At 62.5% G+C, this 20,738-nt stretch carries 22 protein-coding genes and 2 pseudogenes; 13 read left to right on the forward strand and 11 right to left on the reverse strand.

From position 1 onward, the window contains the following. Positions 1 to 22 precede the first annotated feature (22 nt). The 5 genes from groES to RBRH_RS20320 all read right to left on the reverse strand — a co-directional run bounded on the left by groES (position 23) and on the right by RBRH_RS20320 (position 5,255). On the reverse strand, positions 23 to 313 hold the full coding sequence (groES, locus tag RBRH_RS10020) for a co-chaperone GroES (protein WP_013436121.1): 291 nt from the start codon (positions 311 to 313) through the stop codon (positions 23 to 25). A gap of 173 nt (positions 314 to 486) precedes the next feature. Beyond that, positions 487 to 2,616: a TonB-dependent receptor gene (locus RBRH_RS10025; protein WP_013436123.1), complete on the reverse strand. Its 2,130-nt coding sequence runs from the start codon at positions 2,614 to 2,616 to the stop codon at positions 487 to 489. Positions 2,617 to 2,862: 246 nt separating this feature from the next. Further along, on the reverse strand, positions 2,863 to 3,216 hold the full coding sequence (locus RBRH_RS10030) for a hypothetical protein (RefSeq protein ID WP_041753784.1): 354 nt from the start codon (positions 3,214 to 3,216) through the stop codon (positions 2,863 to 2,865). A gap of 287 nt (positions 3,217 to 3,503) precedes the next feature. Continuing rightward, positions 3,504 to 4,418: a glutaminase gene (locus RBRH_RS10035; protein ID WP_041753785.1), complete on the reverse strand. Its 915-nt coding sequence runs from the start codon at positions 4,416 to 4,418 to the stop codon at positions 3,504 to 3,506. A gap of 363 nt (positions 4,419 to 4,781) precedes the next feature. Continuing rightward, positions 4,782 to 5,255: a hypothetical protein gene (locus tag RBRH_RS20320; RefSeq protein ID WP_041753787.1), complete on the reverse strand. Its 474-nt coding sequence runs from the start codon at positions 5,253 to 5,255 to the stop codon at positions 4,782 to 4,784. Positions 5,256 to 5,274: 19 nt separating this feature from the next. Between RBRH_RS20320 and RBRH_RS10045 the strand changes: the two genes are divergently transcribed. After that, complete coding sequence (locus RBRH_RS10045) at positions 5,275 to 6,039, forward strand: L,D-transpeptidase (protein WP_232509290.1); 765 nt, start codon at positions 5,275 to 5,277, stop codon at positions 6,037 to 6,039. A 321-nt stretch (positions 6,040 to 6,360) separates the two neighbouring features. Beyond that, positions 6,361 to 6,573: pseudogene (locus tag RBRH_RS20325) on the forward strand (MFS transporter); the annotation flags it as partial. Here the strand turns inward: RBRH_RS20325 and RBRH_RS19040 are convergent. Continuing rightward, positions 6,570 to 6,887, reverse strand: a complete 318-nt coding sequence (locus RBRH_RS19040) for a hypothetical protein (protein WP_157864428.1) — start codon at positions 6,885 to 6,887, stop codon at positions 6,570 to 6,572. The pseudogene RBRH_RS20325 and the gene RBRH_RS19040 overlap by 4 nt on opposite strands. 405 nt (positions 6,888 to 7,292) lie before the next feature. Between RBRH_RS19040 and RBRH_RS10050 the strand changes: the two genes are divergently transcribed. After that, a complete protein-coding gene (locus RBRH_RS10050) occupies positions 7,293 to 8,414 on the forward strand; it encodes a LysR family transcriptional regulator (RefSeq protein WP_013436129.1) in 1,122 nt (373 codons plus the stop codon). 54 nt (positions 8,415 to 8,468) lie between these two features. Here the strand turns inward: RBRH_RS10050 and RBRH_RS19045 are convergent, their stop codons facing one another. Next, positions 8,469 to 8,666, reverse strand: a complete 198-nt coding sequence (locus RBRH_RS19045; protein ID WP_013436131.1) for a hypothetical protein — start codon at positions 8,664 to 8,666, stop codon at positions 8,469 to 8,471. 248 nt (positions 8,667 to 8,914) lie between these two features. Here RBRH_RS19045 and RBRH_RS10055 point away from each other — a divergent pair, with 248 nt between their 5' ends. The 3 genes from RBRH_RS10055 to RBRH_RS10065 all read left to right on the forward strand — a co-directional run bounded on the left by RBRH_RS10055 (position 8,915) and on the right by RBRH_RS10065 (position 11,831). Then, positions 8,915 to 9,244 (forward strand): hypothetical protein, encoded by a 330-nt coding sequence (locus tag RBRH_RS10055; protein ID WP_041753788.1) that lies wholly within the window; start codon positions 8,915 to 8,917, stop codon positions 9,242 to 9,244. A 159-nt stretch (positions 9,245 to 9,403) separates the two neighbouring features. Then, on the forward strand, positions 9,404 to 10,570 hold the full coding sequence (locus tag RBRH_RS10060; protein WP_041753790.1) for an MFS transporter: 1,167 nt from the start codon (positions 9,404 to 9,406) through the stop codon (positions 10,568 to 10,570). Between the two features lie 100 nt (positions 10,571 to 10,670). Further along, positions 10,671 to 11,831: an MFS transporter gene (locus RBRH_RS10065; protein WP_013436135.1), complete on the forward strand. Its 1,161-nt coding sequence runs from the start codon at positions 10,671 to 10,673 to the stop codon at positions 11,829 to 11,831. Positions 11,832 to 12,055: 224 nt separating this feature from the next. Here RBRH_RS10065 and RBRH_RS20330 read toward each other — a convergent pair. After that, positions 12,056 to 12,549: pseudogene (locus RBRH_RS20330) on the reverse strand (FAD-dependent monooxygenase); the annotation flags it as partial. Between the two features lie 185 nt (positions 12,550 to 12,734). Here RBRH_RS20330 and RBRH_RS10075 point away from each other — a divergent pair. Beyond that, complete coding sequence (locus RBRH_RS10075; protein WP_041753793.1) at positions 12,735 to 13,556, forward strand: EAL domain-containing protein; 822 nt, start codon at positions 12,735 to 12,737, stop codon at positions 13,554 to 13,556. A 19-nt stretch (positions 13,557 to 13,575) separates the two neighbouring features. Here the strand turns inward: RBRH_RS10075 and RBRH_RS16760 are convergent, their stop codons facing one another. Continuing rightward, positions 13,576 to 13,758, reverse strand: coding sequence for a hypothetical protein (locus RBRH_RS16760; RefSeq protein WP_013436139.1), 183 nt, complete (start codon positions 13,756 to 13,758; stop codon positions 13,576 to 13,578). A 246-nt stretch (positions 13,759 to 14,004) separates the two neighbouring features. Here RBRH_RS16760 and RBRH_RS10085 point away from each other — a divergent pair, with 246 nt between their 5' ends. Both RBRH_RS10085 and RBRH_RS19050 read left to right on the forward strand, forming a co-directional pair. Beyond that, the gene (locus tag RBRH_RS10085; RefSeq protein WP_041753796.1) at positions 14,005 to 15,837 is read left to right on the forward strand and encodes a glycoside hydrolase family 15 protein; all 1,833 of its coding nucleotides are present in this window, start codon (positions 14,005 to 14,007) and stop codon (positions 15,835 to 15,837) included. Between the two features lie 54 nt (positions 15,838 to 15,891). Next, on the forward strand, positions 15,892 to 16,047 hold the full coding sequence (locus RBRH_RS19050; protein ID WP_157864429.1) for a hypothetical protein: 156 nt from the start codon (positions 15,892 to 15,894) through the stop codon (positions 16,045 to 16,047). Here RBRH_RS19050 and RBRH_RS10090 read toward each other — a convergent pair. Beyond that, positions 16,019 to 16,780, reverse strand: a complete 762-nt coding sequence (locus tag RBRH_RS10090) for an ABC transporter permease (RefSeq protein WP_041753798.1) — start codon at positions 16,778 to 16,780, stop codon at positions 16,019 to 16,021. The genes RBRH_RS19050 and RBRH_RS10090 overlap by 29 nt on opposite strands. Then, positions 16,780 to 17,730, reverse strand: a complete 951-nt coding sequence (locus tag RBRH_RS10095; protein WP_041753799.1) for an ABC transporter ATP-binding protein — start codon at positions 17,728 to 17,730, stop codon at positions 16,780 to 16,782. Before RBRH_RS10095 ends, RBRH_RS10090 begins: the two co-directional genes overlap by 1 nt. Positions 17,731 to 17,884: 154 nt before the next feature. Between RBRH_RS10095 and RBRH_RS10100 the strand changes: the two genes are divergently transcribed. From RBRH_RS10100 to RBRH_RS21385, 4 genes are read left to right on the forward strand one after another with little or no spacing between them, the layout of a single operon-like run. After that, positions 17,885 to 18,901: a metal ABC transporter solute-binding protein gene (locus tag RBRH_RS10100; RefSeq protein ID WP_013436144.1), complete on the forward strand. Its 1,017-nt coding sequence runs from the start codon at positions 17,885 to 17,887 to the stop codon at positions 18,899 to 18,901. Beyond that, positions 18,898 to 19,791, forward strand: a complete 894-nt coding sequence (locus RBRH_RS10105; protein WP_041753803.1) for a metal ABC transporter ATP-binding protein — start codon at positions 18,898 to 18,900, stop codon at positions 19,789 to 19,791. The genes RBRH_RS10100 and RBRH_RS10105 overlap by 4 nt, the downstream gene beginning before the upstream one ends. Next, positions 19,784 to 20,578, forward strand: coding sequence for a metal ABC transporter permease (locus tag RBRH_RS10110; RefSeq protein WP_013436146.1), 795 nt, complete (start codon positions 19,784 to 19,786; stop codon positions 20,576 to 20,578). Before RBRH_RS10105 ends, RBRH_RS10110 begins: the two co-directional genes overlap by 8 nt. A 27-nt stretch (positions 20,579 to 20,605) precedes the next feature. After that, the gene (locus tag RBRH_RS21385) at positions 20,606 to 20,725 is read left to right on the forward strand and encodes a hypothetical protein (RefSeq protein WP_157864430.1); all 120 of its coding nucleotides are present in this window, start codon (positions 20,606 to 20,608) and stop codon (positions 20,723 to 20,725) included. The last annotated feature ends 13 nt before the right edge of the window (positions 20,726 to 20,738 follow it).

Raw genomic sequence — 20,738 nt, forward strand, 5'->3', positions numbered from 1 at the left:
TTGGAAAGCCGAACTGCGACCGTTACTTTTGGACGACCGCCATGATGTCTTCTTCGCGCATGACGAGCAACTCCTGCCCATCGACTTTGACCGTTTGGCCAGCATACTTGCCAAACAACACACGGTCACCCACCTTGACGTCGAGCGCGATCTGCGCGCCCTTGTCATCACGCTTGCCCGGGCCGATGGCCAGGACTTCGCCCTGATCAGGCTTTTCAGCCGCTGCATCGGGAATCACGATGCCCGACGCCGTCTTGGTTTCCTGGTCCAGACGCTTGACGATGACGCGATCGTGCAAAGGACGAAGGTTCATACATACTCCTTTTGTGTTTCAGGCTGAAGAACGCTTTTTTAACGTTGGCACCCGGCAAGCCAGGCGCCCTGATGGCACGGGTTGTTAGCACTCACGTGCGGCGAGTGCTAATTATATGGACGGGTGAGGACTATTTCAAGAACCCGAATTTTCTTTAGCGCACAGCATTGTGCTTACAGATGCCACTTGACCGTGGCCGTCAGCGTACGGGGTTCGCCAGGCATGTTGAACATGTCGGCATTGCCATGCGCCGAGATGAAATAGCGGCGATCGAACAGATTGTCCAGCGTCAGCGTCACATCCATTTTCTTGCTGCGATAGCCGGCGCCCAAATTGAATACGGTAAACGAAGGCAGCGTGACCTGATCGCTCGCAGATGCGTAGCGCGCTGATTGGAACTGTGCGCCGGCGGCCGCGTAAAAGCCGTAGGGAAGCTCGCGTTTGAGCCACAGGCTCGCGCTATGGCGTGGCATCAGGCCTGGCGTGTTGCTGGCCAGCGTCAGCCCAGCCGCCGTCGATTGCGGCGATCCGTCAACCGTGCCGTTCAAATACGCATAACCGGCGTAGACAGACCACTTTGGTGCAATTTCGCCAGAAAAGCCGACTTCGAAGCCCCGTACGTGCTGAGTGCCGATCGGCAGCGCATACTCGGGGTTGGCCGGATCGCCGATTTGCTGGTTCGTTTGCCGCATGTCGAACAGTGCAACAGTAGCCGTCGCCTTGCCACCGAGGTCGAACTTCGAGCCAATTTCGTATGCGGTGGTCTTTTGCGGCGCCAGCGCTGCACCATTGGCGAACGCACCCGAGCTGATCAGGGTATCGGCAAGCGGCGAGAAAGACTGGCTGAACGAGCCATACAGCGTCAGCCACTCGAGCGGCTCGTAGATCAGTCCGACGCGCGGACTCCATGCGCGGTCGGTACGTGCAAGATTCACGTTGGACGACGTGTAATCGTGGCGAATCTGATCCAAATAGTCAAAGCGCAGGCCAGCGAGCAGCTTCCACTGCGGTGTCAATGTCATCAGATCCTGCGCATACACACCGGCCAAGCCGACGACCGTCGCAGCATTCGTGCGCGCCGGCCTCCCGGGCGGCACGCCGGGTAGATCGATCAACTGTGGATGGTACAGATCGTACGTTGCCACTTTCGATACGCCATAGATCGTGTCGAATTTCTGCTGCTGCGACAGTTCGATCCCATACAGCAGGTCGTGGCGCATGCCGAGCAGCGTCGTTTGCTGCGTCAACTCAAAGACGCCATCCACGCCATGCTCGGTCCGCTGGCGCGTCGACTGGTCGAGCGTGACGGTCGGGCGCACTGCCGCCTTGATCGGCTGGAACGTGACATAGTTTTTCCGCTCCAGTGAGAAATCGTAGGCCCGCAGCGCGCCGTGGAAAGCTAGCGAATGGCTGAAACGGTGATCGAGCGACACCGTTGCGCTTTTCGCCAAAGCGTCATTGTACGAGCTATTCGCCGCATCGGCAGAGCCGTAGTCAGTGTTGATCGGCACATCGACCGGCCGCCCCATATAGGCGGGCAAACCCTGATCAGACGTGCGGCGATCGTGTAGGTAGTCGAGTTCGACGTTCACTACCGTATCCGGACTCAGCTTGAATTGCGCCGAAGGCGCGACTGCTTGGCGGTTCAACGCGAACTGATCGCGAAAACTATGCGAATTCTCAGCGGCGCCGGTGATACGGAAGCGTGCCGCATCATTCACGTTCCAGCCCATGTCGATTTCACCGCGACGCTCGCCACGCGTGCCAAGCATCACGCCGATATCCCGCACTGGCTCGGCTTGTGGCCGCTTAAGCACACGATTGACGATGCCCCCTGCCGAGCCGCGCCCGTACAGTACCGCTGCCGGTCCTTTTAAGACCTCGATCCGCTGCACATTGGATAAATCGCGATAGTACATCGCGTCGTCACGTATGCCGTCGACATACTGGTCCGTGATGCTGTTGAAGCCACGGATCGTGATTTGATCGCGCTGGCCATCGCCGACCGAAAAGCCGACTCCCGGCACGTTGCGCAACGTGTCCTGCATCGATGCCGCATTCTGGTCATCGATCACCGCGCGTGGCACGATGTTGATGGTCTGCGGCACATCCATCAAGGACATGTCCGTCTTAGTCCCGGCGCGCGAACGGCTTGCATCGTATGATCCGTGCTCGGCCGACGCGCTGACCGCAATCGTGGGCAGCACGGGCTGGGCAACCCCGTCCTGGGCAAAACCCGACTTTACGCTGACGAATAAAGTGGCGATCAGCAGGGCGCGATAAGTCTTTTTATTACGCGTCATTGATAAGTATGCCTACGAGTTACGGCGAAAAAGGCGCGCTAGAGCCCTCGTCCGGGCAGCGCGGGCACTTGGAACGGACTATAATACTAATGATAATTATTTGCATTATCAACCACAATAGCATGACAGGCACGGCGCGTCGCTACGCACTCACGATACTCAGCATCGCAACCACACATGTCACAGCGCCGCAACGATGCACATCGCGCCGCCCATGCTGCGCGTCGCGGTACGGCCCTGGCCGATTCATGACTCCAGGCTGATCATGCCGATGGGCACGTCGATGTTGCTAAACAGTGCAATGTCGCCAGCTGCCGCCAAGGCCGCCGAGAAGGAACCGGTTGCGCCGCTGCTCGAACCAGCCGCCACCCCAGCCGACGCCCCGCTCAAGATGAACACACCCGTGGTGTCGACTCCGTCGGCCATGCCCCTGCGGGCCCGCTTGGCCGGCACAAGCGTCGAGGCGGCCGCCGCCGCGGCGACTGAAGCAACACAAACACCTGCGCCAGCATCGGCTTCCACCGCGGCGTCGGGCGCCGTTGCAGTCCCGGCTTCCAACGTGGATACCAACCCCGCTCGAGCGCCAGCCCCTACATTCATGCCAGCGCCAGTATCGACCCAGGCTTTGGTGTCCCCCGCAACGCCTAACGCGGCACCTGCGTCAGCGTCGGCGTTGGCGTCGGCACCCGCATCGGCTTCGGCCTCGACACCTGCATCTCAAGCATCAGCATCCACTTCGACGACGGGCTCCACTCCGGCAACGGCTGGCCCGCCATCCTTATAGAGCATCATAGTATCAACGCCGCCCGAGCCGTATCGGCGATCCAATGCGATGTATTCCCGCTGCCGCGACATGGGCGCCGCCCGCGCCAGGCCTGCGCGACGCGTCAAAATATTGACCGTCCGCTGAGTGTCGTCAGCCACTCGAGCGCCTGCATGCCGGCCAGTGAATTGCCATTCGCGTCCAACGCAGGAGACCACACGCAAATGCCGAGTTCCCCCGGCAATACCGCAACAATGCCGCCACCGACGCCGCTCTTAGCGGGCAATCCGACATGGTAGACGAAGTCCCCGGCGGCATCGTACGTACCGCAAGTGAGCATCAATGCGCTCAACCGTTTCGCCGGGCTTGCGCCGAGCACGCGCTCGCCGCTGTGTGGCACCACGCCGCCGTTGGCCAGGAATAAGACCGCCCTAGCCAGGTCGACGCAGTTCATTTCGATAGCGCACTGCCGGCAATACGCGTCGATCACGGTGTCCACTGACATCTGCAGGTTACCGAAACTCTTCATGAAATGCGCCATCGCGCGATTTCTGTCCGAATGCGCGAGCTCCGATTCCGCGACATTGGCGCTGTAGTCAATATCCGAGCGCCCGGCCAGACGGCGCATGAATTGCACGAGCGCTGTTTCCGCCTGGACGAAACGCCGGCACAGCACGTCGGTGACCACCAGGGCACCTGCATTAATGAAGGGGTTACGCGGCACCCCGTTCTCATGTTCGAGTTGCACCAGTGAATTGAACGCATTGCCCGATGGCTCCCGGCCGACACGTTGCCACAACGCGTCGCCTTGCAACTGGAAGGCCAAGGTGCACGCAAACAATTTCGAGATGCTTTGAATCGAGAACGGAACCCAAGCGTCGCCGACGCAGAAGACCTCATCTCGCAACGTGACGATGGCCATGCCGAAGTGCAACGGGTCAACCTTCGCAAGCTCGGGAATATAGTCCGCGACGCGGCCTTTGCCGAGCCACGGCGTGATGTCGTGCTGTATTTTATGGAGGATCGCCTGATAGTCCATTGCGGCAGGCCGTCGGAGATCGCGGGACCGCGATTCTATCGGGGCCGCGCACTGCTGTCGACCCATTGTCGAATGCGCGATACGCCATACATACGTAGACGTCGTCGACGAAACCCGTGCGGGCTTGCCGGGACGGTCCATGGCCCCTATATCGGCATTCGGGTTGATGTCGGCCGCGTGTGCGCCGCCGCTGCGTTCCGGCACTTTGGGATCGAGCGCCGCCGCGTAACCAGCGGCACGCCGGCAAGTGGCGCGAACTCCGGCGGTGCAGCACGGTCTATCGGCGATGCAAAAAACACACCACCCTTCCCCTGTTCTCCATCAATCAGCGCACAACGCACAGCGCCCGGCTTGCGGCCTCTCTCAGTTCGACTGCACTTCGGCCAGATTACTGCACGGCCGTATGCTCACGCTCGCATGGATTGCGCTGGCGCTCTGGACGCCAATGCCCGCGGTAGGCTCATCACAGCAGTCCGACGCCAGCGCCGGCGCAACAGCGGCCGAGCCTGCGTTGCGGCCGAGATCGAGCGCACAATCGACCCTCGACACGGTCAAATCGGTAATCGAAACGGCATTCACACCTGTTACGTCGTCCGTCCCCAGGTCATCTACGTCCTCGGGCTCGTCGGCTACCCTAGGTTCGTCGGCTGCCCCGGCCTCACCGGCCGCCCCGGGCTCATCCACTGCCCCCAAGCAACCGGCTGCCCCGAGGCAATCATCTGCCGTTGGCTCATCATCGGTGCCGGTTCCAGTGCAAACGCCGGCCTCGTCGCCCGTGCGGCCACCGGCCCAACCCACGGCCTCGGCCACCCACGCACCGCCGTGCGACACCCCCATACTGCCGCGCTATACCAATGTGCTCTCCGCGCTCGACTATCGGAAACTATATGAGCAGACTGTCAACCGCACCTTGTCGATACCCGCCACTGCCCAAGCGCACTATGGGCAACTGCTGCAGAACGCGCTCGTCCAAGCCGGCTTGCCTGACGTGGCAAACGAATTCGTCGCCGTCGTGGACCGCAATCCGTTCGTACAAGCATTTGTGTTGATGTGGCGTCAGGCGTCGTCGGACCCTTGGCAGGTGATCGGCGCATCGCCTGTTTCCACCGGCATGCCGGGTCGCTATGACCATTTCATCACGCCGCTCGGAGTGTTCCGGCATACTCCGGACAATATGGACTTTCGCGCCGAAGGCACGCTCAACGATAATGGCATTCGCGGCTATGGCGCGCACGACCAGCGAATTTACGACCTTGGATGGGCGCAGGCACAGCGCGGCTGGGGTCCTCGCGCAACGAGCCAGATGCGGCTGCAAATGCACTCTACCGATCCCGACCGGCTCGAATCGCTGCTCGGCATGCGGCACTCGAAAGGCTGTATCCGAATCCCAGGCACACTCAACACGTTTCTGGATCACTACGGCATACTAGATGCTGACTATGAGACGCGCATCCGGGAAGGCCACTTCCTGTGGGTGCTTAAGCCGGATCGCGAGGCATCGCGCTGGGCCGGGCGCTATATCGTGATCATCGATGGCGGCGCGACGCAGCGTCCGACGTGGTCGCCGGCGCCGCGCGGCCCCAGGGTCAAGCATGGTGCACAGATTGACACCGCCGACTGATAGGATCCACGTCCGATAGAGGCTTGACACACACACCGGCGGTCGCACGCTATCATCGTTGCGATGCCGGCACGGTGGCCGCCTGATGGCGACGGCATGCCCGCCGCGAACCTGTGACGACCGCCTTCGATGATACCGTCCAACCGCTACGGCGGCGGGCGCCTCGCGCCCCGATGCGCGTCGAGGGTGCGTGCCACTCTCTGCCAGCCAGCGCCCGTCTTGCGCCGGTGCTGTCTAGTTGTCGGGCCAACCGTCATGCGCGGCTTGCTCGCATGCGGCGCAAGTGGCGTGCTGCTGACCGCCACCGCGTAGCTGCATCAAGTCCCACCGGACAGCCGCGGCACAACGTTGTCCGCCTATTCCGTGCTCTTCGATTTGTCGCTGGGCATCACCGGGCCCCTAGCTGGACTGATCGCCGGCGCCTTCAGGTATAAATCGATCGATCTGTTTGCCGCAGTCGCCGCATGCGTCGCCGTTGTGCTGAGTATTGTATGGGCACGCCGACAAAATGGACCGGGCACTTCGCCGGCCTAAGTGAGCAGCTTCGCGAAGCTGCCGTCTCCATTGCGCCAATAGAAAACAAAATCGAAACAATATAGGAAAAATTTTTCTAATTGAAACGAATATCGAAATCGAAAATAAAAAATCCGAACACAACGGGGTAATGCCACCCCAAAATGCACGACGGCGATGCCTTTTAGGCACCAGCAATTCTGCGGCACAAGTTCGCCGATATAATTTGAAACAGCCCGTAATCTTATAGGCGCAAGCTGTTTTCCGGCGGTGGCAACCGTCGGCCGCCTCACGGATAAAGTGGCAAAGCCAAACGAACCGGTGAAGATATTCATCTTTTGCCGCCTGTCAATGGCCACGTATGCAATGGTTACTCATTGAATGCAACAACGGAGCAAAATTGCCTGTGCCTGTTGAAATTTTCGAAATAACTTACACAGAACGCCGGGGCCGCATCCATCCGATGTACAGGAGGTTGGGTGCATGAAAGGGCCACGATACTGGGGCAATAACGCGATATCAGAGCACATTACGCGCCGCGGGTACGTCCATTCGTTGATGCAATCCGCTGACGAATTGTCGATTTTTGTCGCGCCCCGTTTGCTTGGACTCCGCAATCCTCTATAAACTGTCTGAGATCCCGAATGGATTTCCCCAACGGAACACCGAAGGCCGGGCAACTTTAATATGGGAAAAACAATCGGCTGTCAAACATAATCTTTCTCGACCACGAGCTCAGAATGAATCAGATCCAGGCCATGCGCGTGTTTACCCGGGTCGCGGAAACACAGAGTTTTCGGCGCGCGGCACAGCAACTGAATGTCTCCAATGCCTTGGTCACGCGTTCTATCGCGACATTGGAAGCCCACCTGAACACGCGGCTCATCAATCGCACGACACGCAACGTGTCGTTGACGGAGGCAGGATACGTTTACCTACAGGGTTGTCGTCGACTGCTCGAGGAACTTGACTTCATCGAAGCAACCGTGGTCAACGGAGACGACGAGCCTCGCGGCACGTTGCGTGTCGCCGCTTCGACATCGCTTGGCGACGAACTGATCGGACTGGTCGAAGGGTTCCGCCAGCGTCATGGGCGGATCCGCTTACATGTCACGCTGGGTGACCAGGCCGTGGACGCGCTCGGCGACAACTACGACGTTGGGCTGGTGCAAGCCGCGGTGGCACCGGGCAATGGACTCTCCAGCCAGATCCTGAGTTCGTGCGCGTCGGTGATCGTCGCCTCGCCGAATTACCTGCTCGAGCACGTCGCGCCGCAAGCGCCGAATGACCTGCCTGCGCTGTCGTTGCTGGCGCAATCGCACAGTGACCGCAGCCGGCTCTGGCGCCTGCGCGATGCGCACGGCGCAGAGTACCAGTTGGCGATGCCCGAGCCGGTCTACGTGGTGAACAGTGCGCAGATGCTACGCGCCGCGGCTGTCGGCGGCATGGGCATCGCGCTGCTGCCGCAGCGCGTGGTCGAGCGTGACGTGGCCAGCGGCAGGCTGGTCCAGCTATTGCCCGACTGCGAAATCCTGGAAAGCAAGACCACGCTGTCCGTGGTCTACCCGGAGCGGCAATACATGGCGGCCAAGACGCGCGCATTCGTCGAGTTCGTCTGCGCACGCTACGGCCAAGCCGACGACAGGGGCTATGACGCCGAGCAAGGCACCCCTGCATCGCAGCAGCAGTGCAACGCAGGCCGCGGCATGCCAGAACGACAGCATCCGGCCGACGCGATGGTCACACGCGACAATGTAAGCGGCTCGGCCAGTAGCACGAAGAGTCCGCACGCCACGGCGCAACCGGCATCGCGCCCTGCGGCGCCATGGCCTTTTTCGACAGGGGAGTGGCGCGTCAGTTAACCGACCACGCCTCCGGCCTGACGCTGCTCGCACCCGGCGTGCCACGTCACCGCATCAATCCGTGACGCCATGCGATAGGTATTCCTCGGCGTCACCGTGATAGCCGCAGCACTGGGCCAGCGCATCGGCTTCGCGCTCGTGCACCTCGGCGGGAAAATACGACGCAGCGAGAATGTCACGTTGCGGCGTACCGCGGCCGTCGCCCAGCACGGCAGCAATTACATCACGCCCAGGATGAACGCTCGTTGACAATCCGCACTAGTGACTCAAAAAACGTACCGTTCCCGTCCGGCCCGCTCGTCGCCATCCGCGGCCGCCGTTAAAAACGGTATACGCCTTTCTCGCAGAACCTGCCGGCTCCTGCGCCGGCCCATTGAGGCTTTCGCGCAAAACGGCAAAGCATCGGAAGCTCGCTTGATATCGCAGCCTGCGTGAAGCACGGTGAATCGCGACACTATGGGGCCGGCGCGCCCATCATCTCCACCCATCACAGCCCGTCCATGCATGCCAAACGTCGAGGCACGGCCACGACAATCGTGTTGGAGCGGCGTTACGCGCGCAACGCCATCGATTATGCGACGCCGCTGCGGCAGGCATTCGAAGCGCTCGACGCCGGTTCACGAGCGTCAGTGGCCGTGCTACAAGGCGCGGGCGGCACTGTGCGCGACCGCCGGTCGGCTTATGACAACGCGCCACTGCCAGACCTGGCGCTGGCGCTCATGCGTAACGGGGCCAGCGGCTATCGGGCCGCGCTCGACGAAGGGCTCGCGGATGCCCGGCAATTCGCCGTCCGCCGGTACCGGGCGACACGGCGGCACAATATGAGTTGATGGCCGCGCGGCACATGACTTGTGCGCGATCGACGGCGAGTCGCGATCGACGACGTCCAGCAGCAGGGTTTCCCCAGATACAGTAAGATGGCGCTTCACGGCCTCCGTGCACATACCCCGCGCGCCCCGGACCGTGGTTCCCTACCACGAAGCCTGCTCATGCCCTTGCCGCTCATCGCCCTCGCCATTGCCGCCTTCGGCATCGGCACCACCGAGTTCGTGATCATGGGCTTGCTGCCGGACGTAGCGCGCGACCTGCGCGTATCGATTCCGGCCGCCGGCATGCTGGTGTCTGGATACGCGCTGGGCGTCACGATCGGTGCGCCGATCGTAGCGATGCTCACGGCAAACTTGCCCCGCAAGCGTGCGCTGATGAGTCTGGTCGGCGTGTTTATCGTCGGCAACCTGTTATGCGCGGTTGCACCGGACTATGCGGTGTTGATGGGAGCCCGCGTCGTCACTGCGTTCTGCCACGGCGCATTTTTTGGTATCGGGTCGGTCGTCGCCGCGGGACTGGTCGCGCCGAACCGCCGCGCGCAGGCCATTGCGCTGATGTTCACCGGCCTGACACTGGCGAACGTGCTCGGCGTGCCACTGGGCACCGCGCTCGGGCAGATGGCTGGATGGCGCGCGACATTCTGGGCGGTTACGCTGATCGGGGTGTTGGCCGCCGCCGCACTCGGGGCGTGGCTGCCCGCGAAGATCGAGATGCAGCGGGCCAGCTTCGGTCACGAATTCAACGTGATGAAGAACCCGCAGGTGCTGCTGGTGCTGGGCATCAGCGTCTTCGCGTCGGCGAGTCTGTTTTCGGTGTTCACCTATATCACGCCAATCCTCGAGGACGTCACTGGACTTACGCCGCATCACGTGACGTTGGTACTGCTGCTGTTCGGCCTTGGCCTGACGGTCGGCAGCACGCTCGGCGGCCGGCTGGCGGACTGGCGACTGCTGCCCTCGCTTAAGACGCTCCTGCTCAGCATTGCATGTGCGCTGGCGGTTTTCTCGTTCACGATGAAGCTTCCGGCGGCGGCCATGGCCACCGTGTTCGTCTGGGGTATCCTGTCCTTCGCCGTGGTGCCACCGGTCCAGATGCTGATCGTCGAACGGGCAAGCGCCGCCCCCAACCTCGCCTCGACGTTAAACCAGGGGGCATTCAACCTTGGCAATGCCAGCGGCGCATGGCTGGGCGGCGCCGCGATTGGCGCGGGTTGGCCATTGCATTGGCTACCCTACGTGGGCATCGCGATGGCGCTCGGTGCGCTTGTGCTGGCAGCTTGGTCCTACAGTCTGGATCGGCGCGCGCCGGCCTGCGTGACACCCTCCTGAGCGCCTGAACAACCCGCGCCGCCTGCTGCGATCAGCCGCGGGCGCGGCGCCACGATAATGGGCCTGCCACCATTGGTACGCCGGCCTCATAATACGACGAATGAAAGTTATTTTTACACGCGACTTCTTTGCGTTGATTGTCAGCGTTGCCGTCGTCGGACTAGGCATCGGCGCCACGCTGCCGCTGACCGCCCTGGCGTTGATGCAGGCCGGCTATGGTTCCCACGTGGTCGGCATGCTGACCGCCGCACAGGCGGGCGGCGGTATCGCGATCGTGCCATTCGCGGCGCGCATCACGTCACGTATCGGCGCCCGGCGTGCCATCATCGTCACGGTGTGGATAACGTCAATCGCGACGCTTGCGATGCAATTGACGACTAACCTCGTTGCCTGGGCACTCCTGAGGGCGACCGCTGGCGCCGCGTTGATGCTGCTGTTCACGATCACCGAGGCCTGGGTAAACCAGCTCGCCAACGATCGATCGCGTGGGCGCATCGTCGCGCTGTACGCGACCAACTTCACGCTGTTCCAGATGGCTGGCCCGCTGCTGGTCAGCATGATCGCCGACTACCCGGGATGGCGTTTTGCATTGTGCGGCGCGATCTTCCTGCTGGCGCTGCCGGGCCTGTGGGTGATGCGCATCCCCCGCGACATCGGCCCGGCCGACGACGAGCCCCATAGCGCCTGGCAAACGGTGCTACCCCGCATGCCGGCACTGGTGGTCGGTGCAGGCTTCTTTGCGCTGTTCGATACACTCGCCTTGTCGCTACTGCCGTTGTTCGCGGTCCACCATGGTGTCGCAACGGAACTGGCCGTTGTGTTCGGCTCCGCAATCCTGCTCGGCGATACGGCGTGCGCATTTGCCCTTGGATGGCTGGCCGATCACGTCGGCCGGGCGCGCGTGCACTTGGGCGCCGCGCTGGTCGTGGCGCTGCTGCTGCCGACATTGCCGGTGATCGCCGCGCAGCCGTGGCTGCGCTGGCCTGTGCTGATCGTGCTCGGCGCGGCCGCGGGCGGAATCTACACGTTGTCGCTGGCGGCGATCGGCGAACGTTTTCGTGGCCCGGCGCTAGTCACCGCTAGCTCGTTGATCGGCGCATCGTGGAGCGTGGCGAGCTGCTTCGGGCCGATGATTGCCGGCACACTGATGCGCACAAGCAGCCCTGACGCGCTGATCGGCGTGCTGTTTGCCGGCGTCGTCATATTTATCTGCGCGCATCTGTGGGAACAGCGCACTGCGCGGACTGCGACGCAAGGCTAAAAACGAGCCGGTAAACCGCCCGATTCACCAGCCCGAACAGAAAGCCGCTGGTATCAACAACCTTTGGCCCCCAGCGCGCCAGCGTGCAACCGGCGGCATGCCGCCGGGCGCGGCCGCGTCAGTCAAGCTTCAACGCCGACAGCACCGTGCGGCTGCAACGGCCAAAACCGAGCCGGTACTCGTCGCCCTGGCACCACCATCGCCCTGGCACCATCCGGTCAGGACGAGTTCATTGCCGTTCTCACGTAGCGCGCGTTGATCGCATGCGTGCCATCGGGCGTTTGCACCGTCAGCGTCACGTGTGCGCCATCCTGCGCGAGACCGACCACCTTGTTCGACCAGCACAGATCGAGATTAGGCAGGTGTTGCGCCCGCTCGGCCAAATAGTCTTCGACGTAGTACCGCTGCAGATTGATGAACGCGGGCCGCGTGTAGCCTGTTTCCGGCAGCAGATTGAATGTATAGATCAATTCGTCATACAGAAATACCCTGCCGACGTTCCAGCGCATGTCCTTGTCGAGCATGCGCTGGCCGCAGCCCAACCGAGCGAAATCTCCAGGGTACGCTTGGCGAAGCAAATCGCGTGCAATCCGGTCGATAGCGTGTTGTCGTTGTTGAGCACCACCGGCACGCCCTGCTGGGCCAGGTCGATCGCGCAGGCTAAGCCGACGTAACCCGTGCCGACCACGACGCCCGGATACTCAGCGGGCGCGGCCACGGCCTGATCCGGCTAGCGCTGATAGCGAAAAGTCACATTCTGATAGTCGATCGTCGCGTCCAGACCCGCGTTGCGCCGGATTGCGTCAGTCCTCGGCCCAGCCCCGCAGCTGTGCCACATATTACGTGAGTCAAATAGCATTTTTTGTCGATGCGGCAGCCACGGCGACTGCTACTATTTCGATAATGATTCCGCCGACTCTTTCTGAACTCGCCGCCGCCGCGGCACGCCATCCTTACTTCGCCGAGCGCGTGTTGCTGCACGCGGGCACAACGGCGCGCGGCCGGCATCATGGCCTGGAGTTGACCAGCCAGTACCAGCCGATCTTCGACGTGGGCTCGCGGGGCTTTCCGCAATCGTTGGCCGCCGATGCGCACGCGGCAGACCGCTTCGGTGACGACATCGGTTACCAGGCGATAACACAGGCCGCGCCGGCAGGCGCGGAGTCGTCGCCGGTGCGCGATCCGTTTAACTCGACCGTCGACGATCAGGACCTGGTGGCACTGGATCGGCTGTCGCGGCTTGTACACGCGATCAACTTCTTCGGCGTGCAGCGCAGCGGTCTGCTGTTCCTGAACGTGCACGAACGGTTATTGAAGAGCGTCAAGTACGACCACGGGCGCCATTTCTCGACCGTGCTCGTGTCGCTCGGCTTGAATCCGGCGCGTGTGGTCATCGAGCTGCCGGAGGCGGCCGTCGCGCATCGCACGTTTCTTGGCCACTTGACCAAGAGCTACCAAAGCTATGGCTTCAAGGTCGCGGGCAACCTGCCCAATGCCGGCCAAATCCTGTCAGTGTCAGACATGGCGCGGCTGGACTTCATCAAGATAAACTCGGGCTCGGCGTTGCGCGATGCAGTGGTCAAGCCACTGGTGAGCTACGCGAGCCGGCTGAAGATCCCGCTGATCTTCACGCACGTCATGGACGACGCGCAGTTCGAGTTACTGCAGCAATACGATGTGCGCTACGTACAAGGTCCGGTATTTGACTCGGTCGGCTCGCTTTAGCGGACCGTGCGGGCGCCGTCTATTTGATGTCGCGCAGCCGGGGCATCGCCTCCTTCAGTGACAGGCACAACGATTTGTATAGGTCAAACAGCTGAGCATAGTACGCATGCCGCGCGGCGTCCAGCACGGCGCGCTCGCGCAGCCTGGCCCAGCCGCGGATTGAGTCGTCGCGTATCCCCCGGCGCCCAGGCCGGTGAGCCATGCCGCACCAAGCGCGGCCTCGACTTCCAGCTCGATCGTGATGACCGGATAGCCGGTCACGTCTGCGCTGATCTGTCTGCGCGTGTCGATTTCACAACCAACCGTGCTGTCAGCCTTGCGCGACACCGCGGCGCTGGCGCAGACTGCACGCTGCGCGTCGCGCGTGGTGCGTGGTGCGGCCATGGCCGTGCCGCGCGCCGTGGACGCGTCTGCTCCATCCCAACTTAGAACACCAAGGTATTTCGCGATGATCCTGTCCTCCACCGAGTCATCCCTGACGCTCCCCTCCCGTGCCACCCCCCATCGCTCGCTCGATGTCGGCGTCATCGGCAATTGCGCGTTCAGCGCGCTGATCGACAGGATGGGCTGCGTCGTCTGGAGCTGCCTGCCGCGCTTTGATGGCGATCCGGTCTTCAACGCACTGATCGACACCTCGGACCACGCCGGCCTGTGGAGCATCGAGCTCGAGAACTATGTGCGTGGCGAGCAGTCCTACGAGCCAAACACCGCGGTGCTGCGCACGCGTCTGTACAATAAGAACGGACAGGGTATCGAGATCACCGATTTCGCGCCGCGCTTTTACTCGCGCGGACGTTATTTCCGCCCCACGACGATGGTGCGCCGCGTGAAGCCGCTGCAAGGCGCGGTGCGCATCACAGTACGGCTGCGCCCACGTTTTGACTGGGGCCGGCTGCCACCGGCGATCACGCACGGCAGCCACCACATCCGCTATGTCGGCCCCGCGCAAACGCTGCGGCTCACGACCGACGCGCCACTGTCCTACATCGTCGCGGAACAGCAGTTCCTGCTCGATCGCGAGATCAACTTCATCCTCGGACCGGACGAGACGCTTGCCACGGGCATCGAGAACACCGCGCGCGATTTCGAGCAGGACACGATCCAGTACTGGCGCACGTGGACCGGCCGGCTCGCGATACCACTGGAGTGGCAGGACGCGGTGATTCGCGCGGCAATTACGCTGAAGCTGTCGCTGTTCGAGGATACCGGCGCGATCATCGCCGCGATGACCACCAGCATTCCGGAAGCACCGAACAGCAGCCGCAACTGGGACTACCGCTATTGCTGGCTGCGCGATGCATTCTTCGTCGTGCGTGCGCTGAACAGTCTGTCCGAGGTCGGCACGATGGAGGACTACCTGCGCTGGCTGCGCAACATCGTGCTGCGCTCCAAGGGCGGGCATATCAAACCGCTATACGGCATCGGCCTGGAAGCGTCGCTTCCGGAGTCGATCGTCGAGCATCTGGGCGGATACCGCGACCACGCGCCGGTGCGCGTGGGCAACCAGGCGCACGAGCACTTCCAGCACGACGTGTACGGCAACATCATCCTGGGTGCGACGCAGGCTTTCCATGACCGGCGCCTAATACGCCCAGCCGGCCTGTTCGAGTTCGAGCACCTGGAGGCCGTCGGCGAGAATGCCTACCGAATCTATACAAAGCCGGATGCCGGCATGTGGGAGCTGCGCTCGCGCGCGCGCATCCATACGTCGTCGGTGCTGATGAACTGGGCCGCTTGCGACCGGCTCGCAAAGATCGCGCATACGCTCGGGCTGCCCGAGCGCGAGATGCTGTGGCGCGGGCGCGCCGACGCGATCCGCGAATACCTGCTGAATAACGCGTGGAACGAGGCGCGCGGCGCGTTCGCGGAAAGTGTCGGCGGCCAAGATCTGGATGCGAGCGTGCTGCTGATGGCCGAAGTCAACATGATCGACCCGAAGGATCCACGCTTTGTATCCACTGTCGAGGCGCTCGAGCGCTCGCTGTGCGACGGGCCCTACATGCGGCGCTACGAAGCACCGGATGACTTCGGCAAGCCGGAAACCGCGTTCAACATCTGCACGTTCTGGCGCATCGACGCGCTGGCCAGGATCGGCCGTCGTGAAGAAGCGCGCGCGATCTTCGAAGCGATGCTAGCGGCACGCAACCATCTCGGATTGCTATCGGAAGACACGCATCCGGTCACCGGCGAGATGTGGGGCAACTTCCCGCAGACCTACTCGATGGTCGGCATCATCAACTGCGCGATGCGGCTTTCCGCGCCGTGGGATTCAGTCATCTGAGCGACGCGCTGACCGCATGGGACCAGGACGCGAGCGGACTGCGCGCGCAACGCGATGGGTCGGGTAATCTTCGCCGGATTGTCGATCGGCATGCTGTTCACCCTGTTCGTGGTGCCGGCGATGGACACGTTCATCGGCGCCGATCACCATCGCGAAGCACGCAACGCTGGCGCCGGCCTGCTCAGCTCTTCAAGCGGTACCCGGTCTTAAAGATCCACGCGACGATCGCCACGAACAACGCCAAGCATGCGATCGTCACGCCCACGCATACGCCGATGTTCACCTCGGCCTCGCCCTGGAAACTCCAGCGAAATCCGCTGACCAGGTACACGACCGGATTGCACAGCGCCACCGTGCGCCAGAACGGCGGCAGCATGTCGATCGAATAGAAGCAGCCGCCAAGAAACGTCAGCGGCGTGATGATCAGCAGCGGCACGACCTGTAGCTTCTCGAAGTTGTCGGCCCACACGCCGATGATGAAGCCAAACAGCGCAAATGTGAACGCGGTCAGCAGCAGAAACAACAGCATAAAGCCCGGATGGTTGACCTGGACCGGCACAAATAGGTGGGCCGTCGCAAAAATGATCAATCCCAGCATGATCGACTTGGTCGCGGCCGCGCCGACATAGCCGATCACAATCTCGACATACGACACCGGCGCGGACAGCAGCTCGTAGATCGTCCCAGTGAAACGCGGAAAGTAGATGCCGAACGAGGCGTTCGAGATGCTTTGCGTGAGCAGCGACAGCATGATCAGTCCGGGCACGATGAATGCCCCGTAGCTCACGCCGTTGACATGCTGGATGCGCGAGCCGATGGCCGCACCGAACACGATGAAATACAGTGACGTCGAAATCACCGGCGACACGATGCTCTGCATCAACGTGCGCCAGGTACGCGCCATTTCGAAGCGGTAGATCGCACGGATCGCATATACATTCATCACAGCGCCTCCTGTCGTTGTGGTTCACGGCGCGCCTCCATGAGGCTCACGAAGATGTCCTCCAGCGAACTTTGTGTCGTCTGCAAGTCCTTGAACGCGATATTCGCGTCATCCAGTGCGTGCAGCAACTCGATGATGCCCGCGTGCTCGGCGCGCTCGTCATAGGTATAGATCAACTCGTTGCCGCCGCGCGCCAGCTCGAGCCGATAGGTGGCAAGCTGCTGCGGCACGCGTTGCAGCGGCGTGTGAAGCTGCAGCGTGAGCTGCTTCTTGCCGAGCTTGCGCATCAACTCGGCCTTCTGGTCGACAAGAATGATCTCACCGTTGCGAATCACGCCGATGCGATCGGCCATCTCTTCCGCTTCATCGATATAGTGCGTGGTCAGGATGATCGTCACACCGCTGTCGCGCAACGAGCGCACGAGTCGCCACATGTCGCGCCGCAATTCGACGTCCACGCCTGCGGTCGGCTCATCCAGGAACAATATACGCGGCTCGTGCGACAGCGCCTTGGCGATCATCACGCGCCGCTTCATGCCGCCGGACAGCGTGCGGATCTTGTTGTCTTTCTTATCCCAGAGTGACAATGCCTTGAGCACTTTCTCGATATGTGCAGGATCGGCCGGCTTGCCGAACAAGCCGCGGCTGAACGAGACCGTGCCCCAGACCGATTCAAACGTGTCAGTGGTCAACTCCTGTGGCACCAACCCGATAGTGGTGCGCGCGGCGCGATAATCGGTGATGATGTCATGGCCGTCCACCGTCACGCGGCCCGCGCTCGGATTGACGATGCCGCAGATGATGCTGATCAGCGTCGTCTTGCCCGCGCCGTTCGGCCCAAGCAGTGCGAAGATCTCGCCACGCCGGATATCGAGGTTAATGTCGCGCAGCGCCCGGAATCCGGACGCATACGTCTTCGAAAGGTGGGATACGGAAAGGATCGTCTGCATGCTTGGGACGATAGCAGAAGCCATCATTTCGTTCAGCATCAACGTTCCTCAAAACGCGCTGGCCACGGCCCCCGATACGAAGGTGAGCGGCGCCGGTGCGCTGTTATGTCGGCATGTCGGCGCGCTGTTATGTTATACCACCGCATAAAATGTTATGTTATATCATCTATTCTCGTGCGATGACGCCAGCACGCCCGCGCCCGGCCGCCGTCGGAGCGGGCCCTTCGTCGATCCCGGTCCGCCGCGTCGCGGGCCTATCCGGAGCCGTTTGATGAAACGCCTTGTCGCGACCGTTGCCGCATCGATCGCCCTCTGCCTGCCGCTACTGGCCGCCGCACCCGCATGCGCTGCGGCCTCTCCGACGATCCAAGTCGTCGCAGCCGAGAATTTTTATGGCGAACTGGTCCAGGCGCTGGGCGGCCCGCATGTGTCGGTCACTAGCATCCTGAGCAACCCCGACCAAGATCCGCACCTGTTCGAAGCCAGCCCGAAGACCGCGCGCGCGCTCGCCTCGGCACAACTGGTCGTCTACAACGGCGCGAACTACGATCCATGGCTGCCCAAGCTGCTCGCCGGATCGCGCGCCAGCCGCCAGCCGCGCACCGAGATCATCGCCGCCGAGCTGGTCGGCAAGAAGCCAGGTGACAATCCGCACCTGTGGTATCTACCCGCGACCATGCCGGCAGTGGCACGCGCGGTCAGTGCATTCCTCGTGCAAGCGGATCCGGCGCACAAGACCGACTATGCCATCCGGCTGACACAATTTATCGACTCGCTGAAGCCAATCGATGAGAAAATCGCCGCATTGAAACAACGTTATCAAGGCGCGCCGGTGACCGCGACGGAACCTGTGTTCGGCTACATGGCCGAGGCCATCGGCTTGACGATGCGCAACGAACGTTTTCAGCTTGCGGCAATGAACGAGACGGAGCCCAGCGCGGCCGATATCGCCGCCTTTGAGCGCGACCTGAGGACGCGGCAGGTGAAGGTACTGATCTACAACAGCCAGGCCAGCGACACGTCAACCCGACGGCTGCTGAAGATTGCGCAGCAGTCGCATGTGCCGACGGTGCACGTCACCGAAACGCAGCCGCACGGCAAGACGTATCGGCAATGGATGCTGGAGCAACTCGACGCCTTGGAAAAAGCATTGCAAGGACAGTTTCAATGACTGACCCAGCGATCGAGCTCGATCGTGTCACGCTCGAATTGGGCCCGCGCCGCCTGCTCGACGATGTCAGCTTCACGGTGGGCAACGGCGAGTTCATCGGCGTACTGGGTCCCAACGGTGCCGGCAAAACCACGCTAATGCGTGCACTGCTCGGCCTCGTGCCCCCCGCCCGCGGTACGCTACGCGTGCTCGGGCAGCCCGTCACGCGCGGCAATGCCGCGATCGGCTACATGCCGCAGGTGCGCAGCACCCCGGCGGCGCGACGCCTGTCCGGCCGGGACTTCGTGGCATGCGCGGTTGACGGGCACCGCTGGGGGATCGCGCTGGCCCGAGGCCGCACACACCGGGCGGTGGACGACGCGCTGGCGATCGTCGGCGCGTTGGCGCTGGCTGATCGGCCGCTCGCCGAACTGTCCGGCGGCGAGCGCCAACGCCTACTGCTTGCGCAATGCCTGCTCGGCCAGCCTCGATTGCTGTTGCTGGACGAGCCGCTGATCAGCTTGGACCCAAACCACCAAGCCAGCGTCGTTGAGTTGGTGCGGCGGGTACAGCGCCAATTGGGCATCACCGTGCTATTCAGCGCCCATGAGCTTAATCCGCTGCTCAACGCGATCGACCGCGTGCTCTACCTGGGCAACGGTCGCGCCGCGCTCGGCACCGTCGACGAGGTCATCACGCCACCGGTGCTGTCACGATTGTATGGCGCGCCAATCGACGTCATGCGTCTTGCCGGACGGATCTTCGTGATGTCTGGCGGTGTGGAAATTGAGAAGCGCGAACACACACACGAAGATGACGACGGTGCTGCCCACGGCCACGGCCCTGATCACCTGTCAATAGCACGCCAGCCTGATCACGCCCTCGCGCGCCGCGGAACACACGATGTTTGAATACGATTTCATGATCAACGCGTTCGCGGCGTCCGGTATCGTCGCGATCGTCGCCGGCATCGTCGGCTTCTTCCTGGTGATGCGCCAGCAGACCTTTGCAGGACATGCGCTGTCGCATGTCGGCTTCACCGGCGCCACCGGCGCCGCGCTGCTCGGCGTCTCACCACTGTGGGGCATGATCGGCTTCACAGTCGCGGCCGGCATTGCGATGGGCGCGCTCGGCGAACGCCTGTCTGGACGCGACGTCGCCATCGGCATCACACTATCGTTGTCGCTCGGCGCCGGCTTACTGTTCCTGCATTTCTTCACCGCCTATGCGACGCAGGTCACCACGCTGCTGTTCGGCAACGTGCTGGGCGTGAGCCCCAGCGTGCTGGCATCGCTCGCCTGGCTGGCGCTGCTGGCCCTTGCCGCGTTAGCGGCAATCGCCCGGCCGCTGATCTTCTCGAGCCTGCAGCCCGAGTTAGCTGAGGCCAAAGGCGTGTCGCTGCGCGCCGTATCGGTGCTGTTCCTGACGATTGTCGCCATCGCGGTCGCACAATGCACGCAAATTGTCGGCGTGCTGCTCGTGTTCACACTGATGGTCGGGCCGGCCGCTGCCGCGCAGAACCTCACGACGCGGATCGGCACCGGCGTCGCGTGCGCGGCCCTGCTCGCACTTGCGCAAGCATGGAGCGGCATCACGCTGGCGTTCTACACCGACTGGCCGACGAGCTTCTGGATCACCACGCTGTCCGCCATCGCGTACGGCGCCAGCCTGCTGGTACGGTGGCGGCGCCCGCTGTAGCGCCTTGCAATCGACATCCCGCCCTGCTTGCCGCCGGTCGCGTCAATCCGATACCGGCGCGCTTCGGTGATGGGTCTGTTCATACCGCACTTGGGCAGCGTCAATGCAGGCAACCTGCTGTTCATCATCGGCCGCTTCGCATTCTGAGCGCGGCAGCATC

It is taken from the genome of Mycetohabitans rhizoxinica HKI 454, from assembly GCF_000198775.1.
Lineage (GTDB): Bacteria > Pseudomonadota > Gammaproteobacteria > Burkholderiales > Burkholderiaceae > Mycetohabitans > Mycetohabitans rhizoxinica.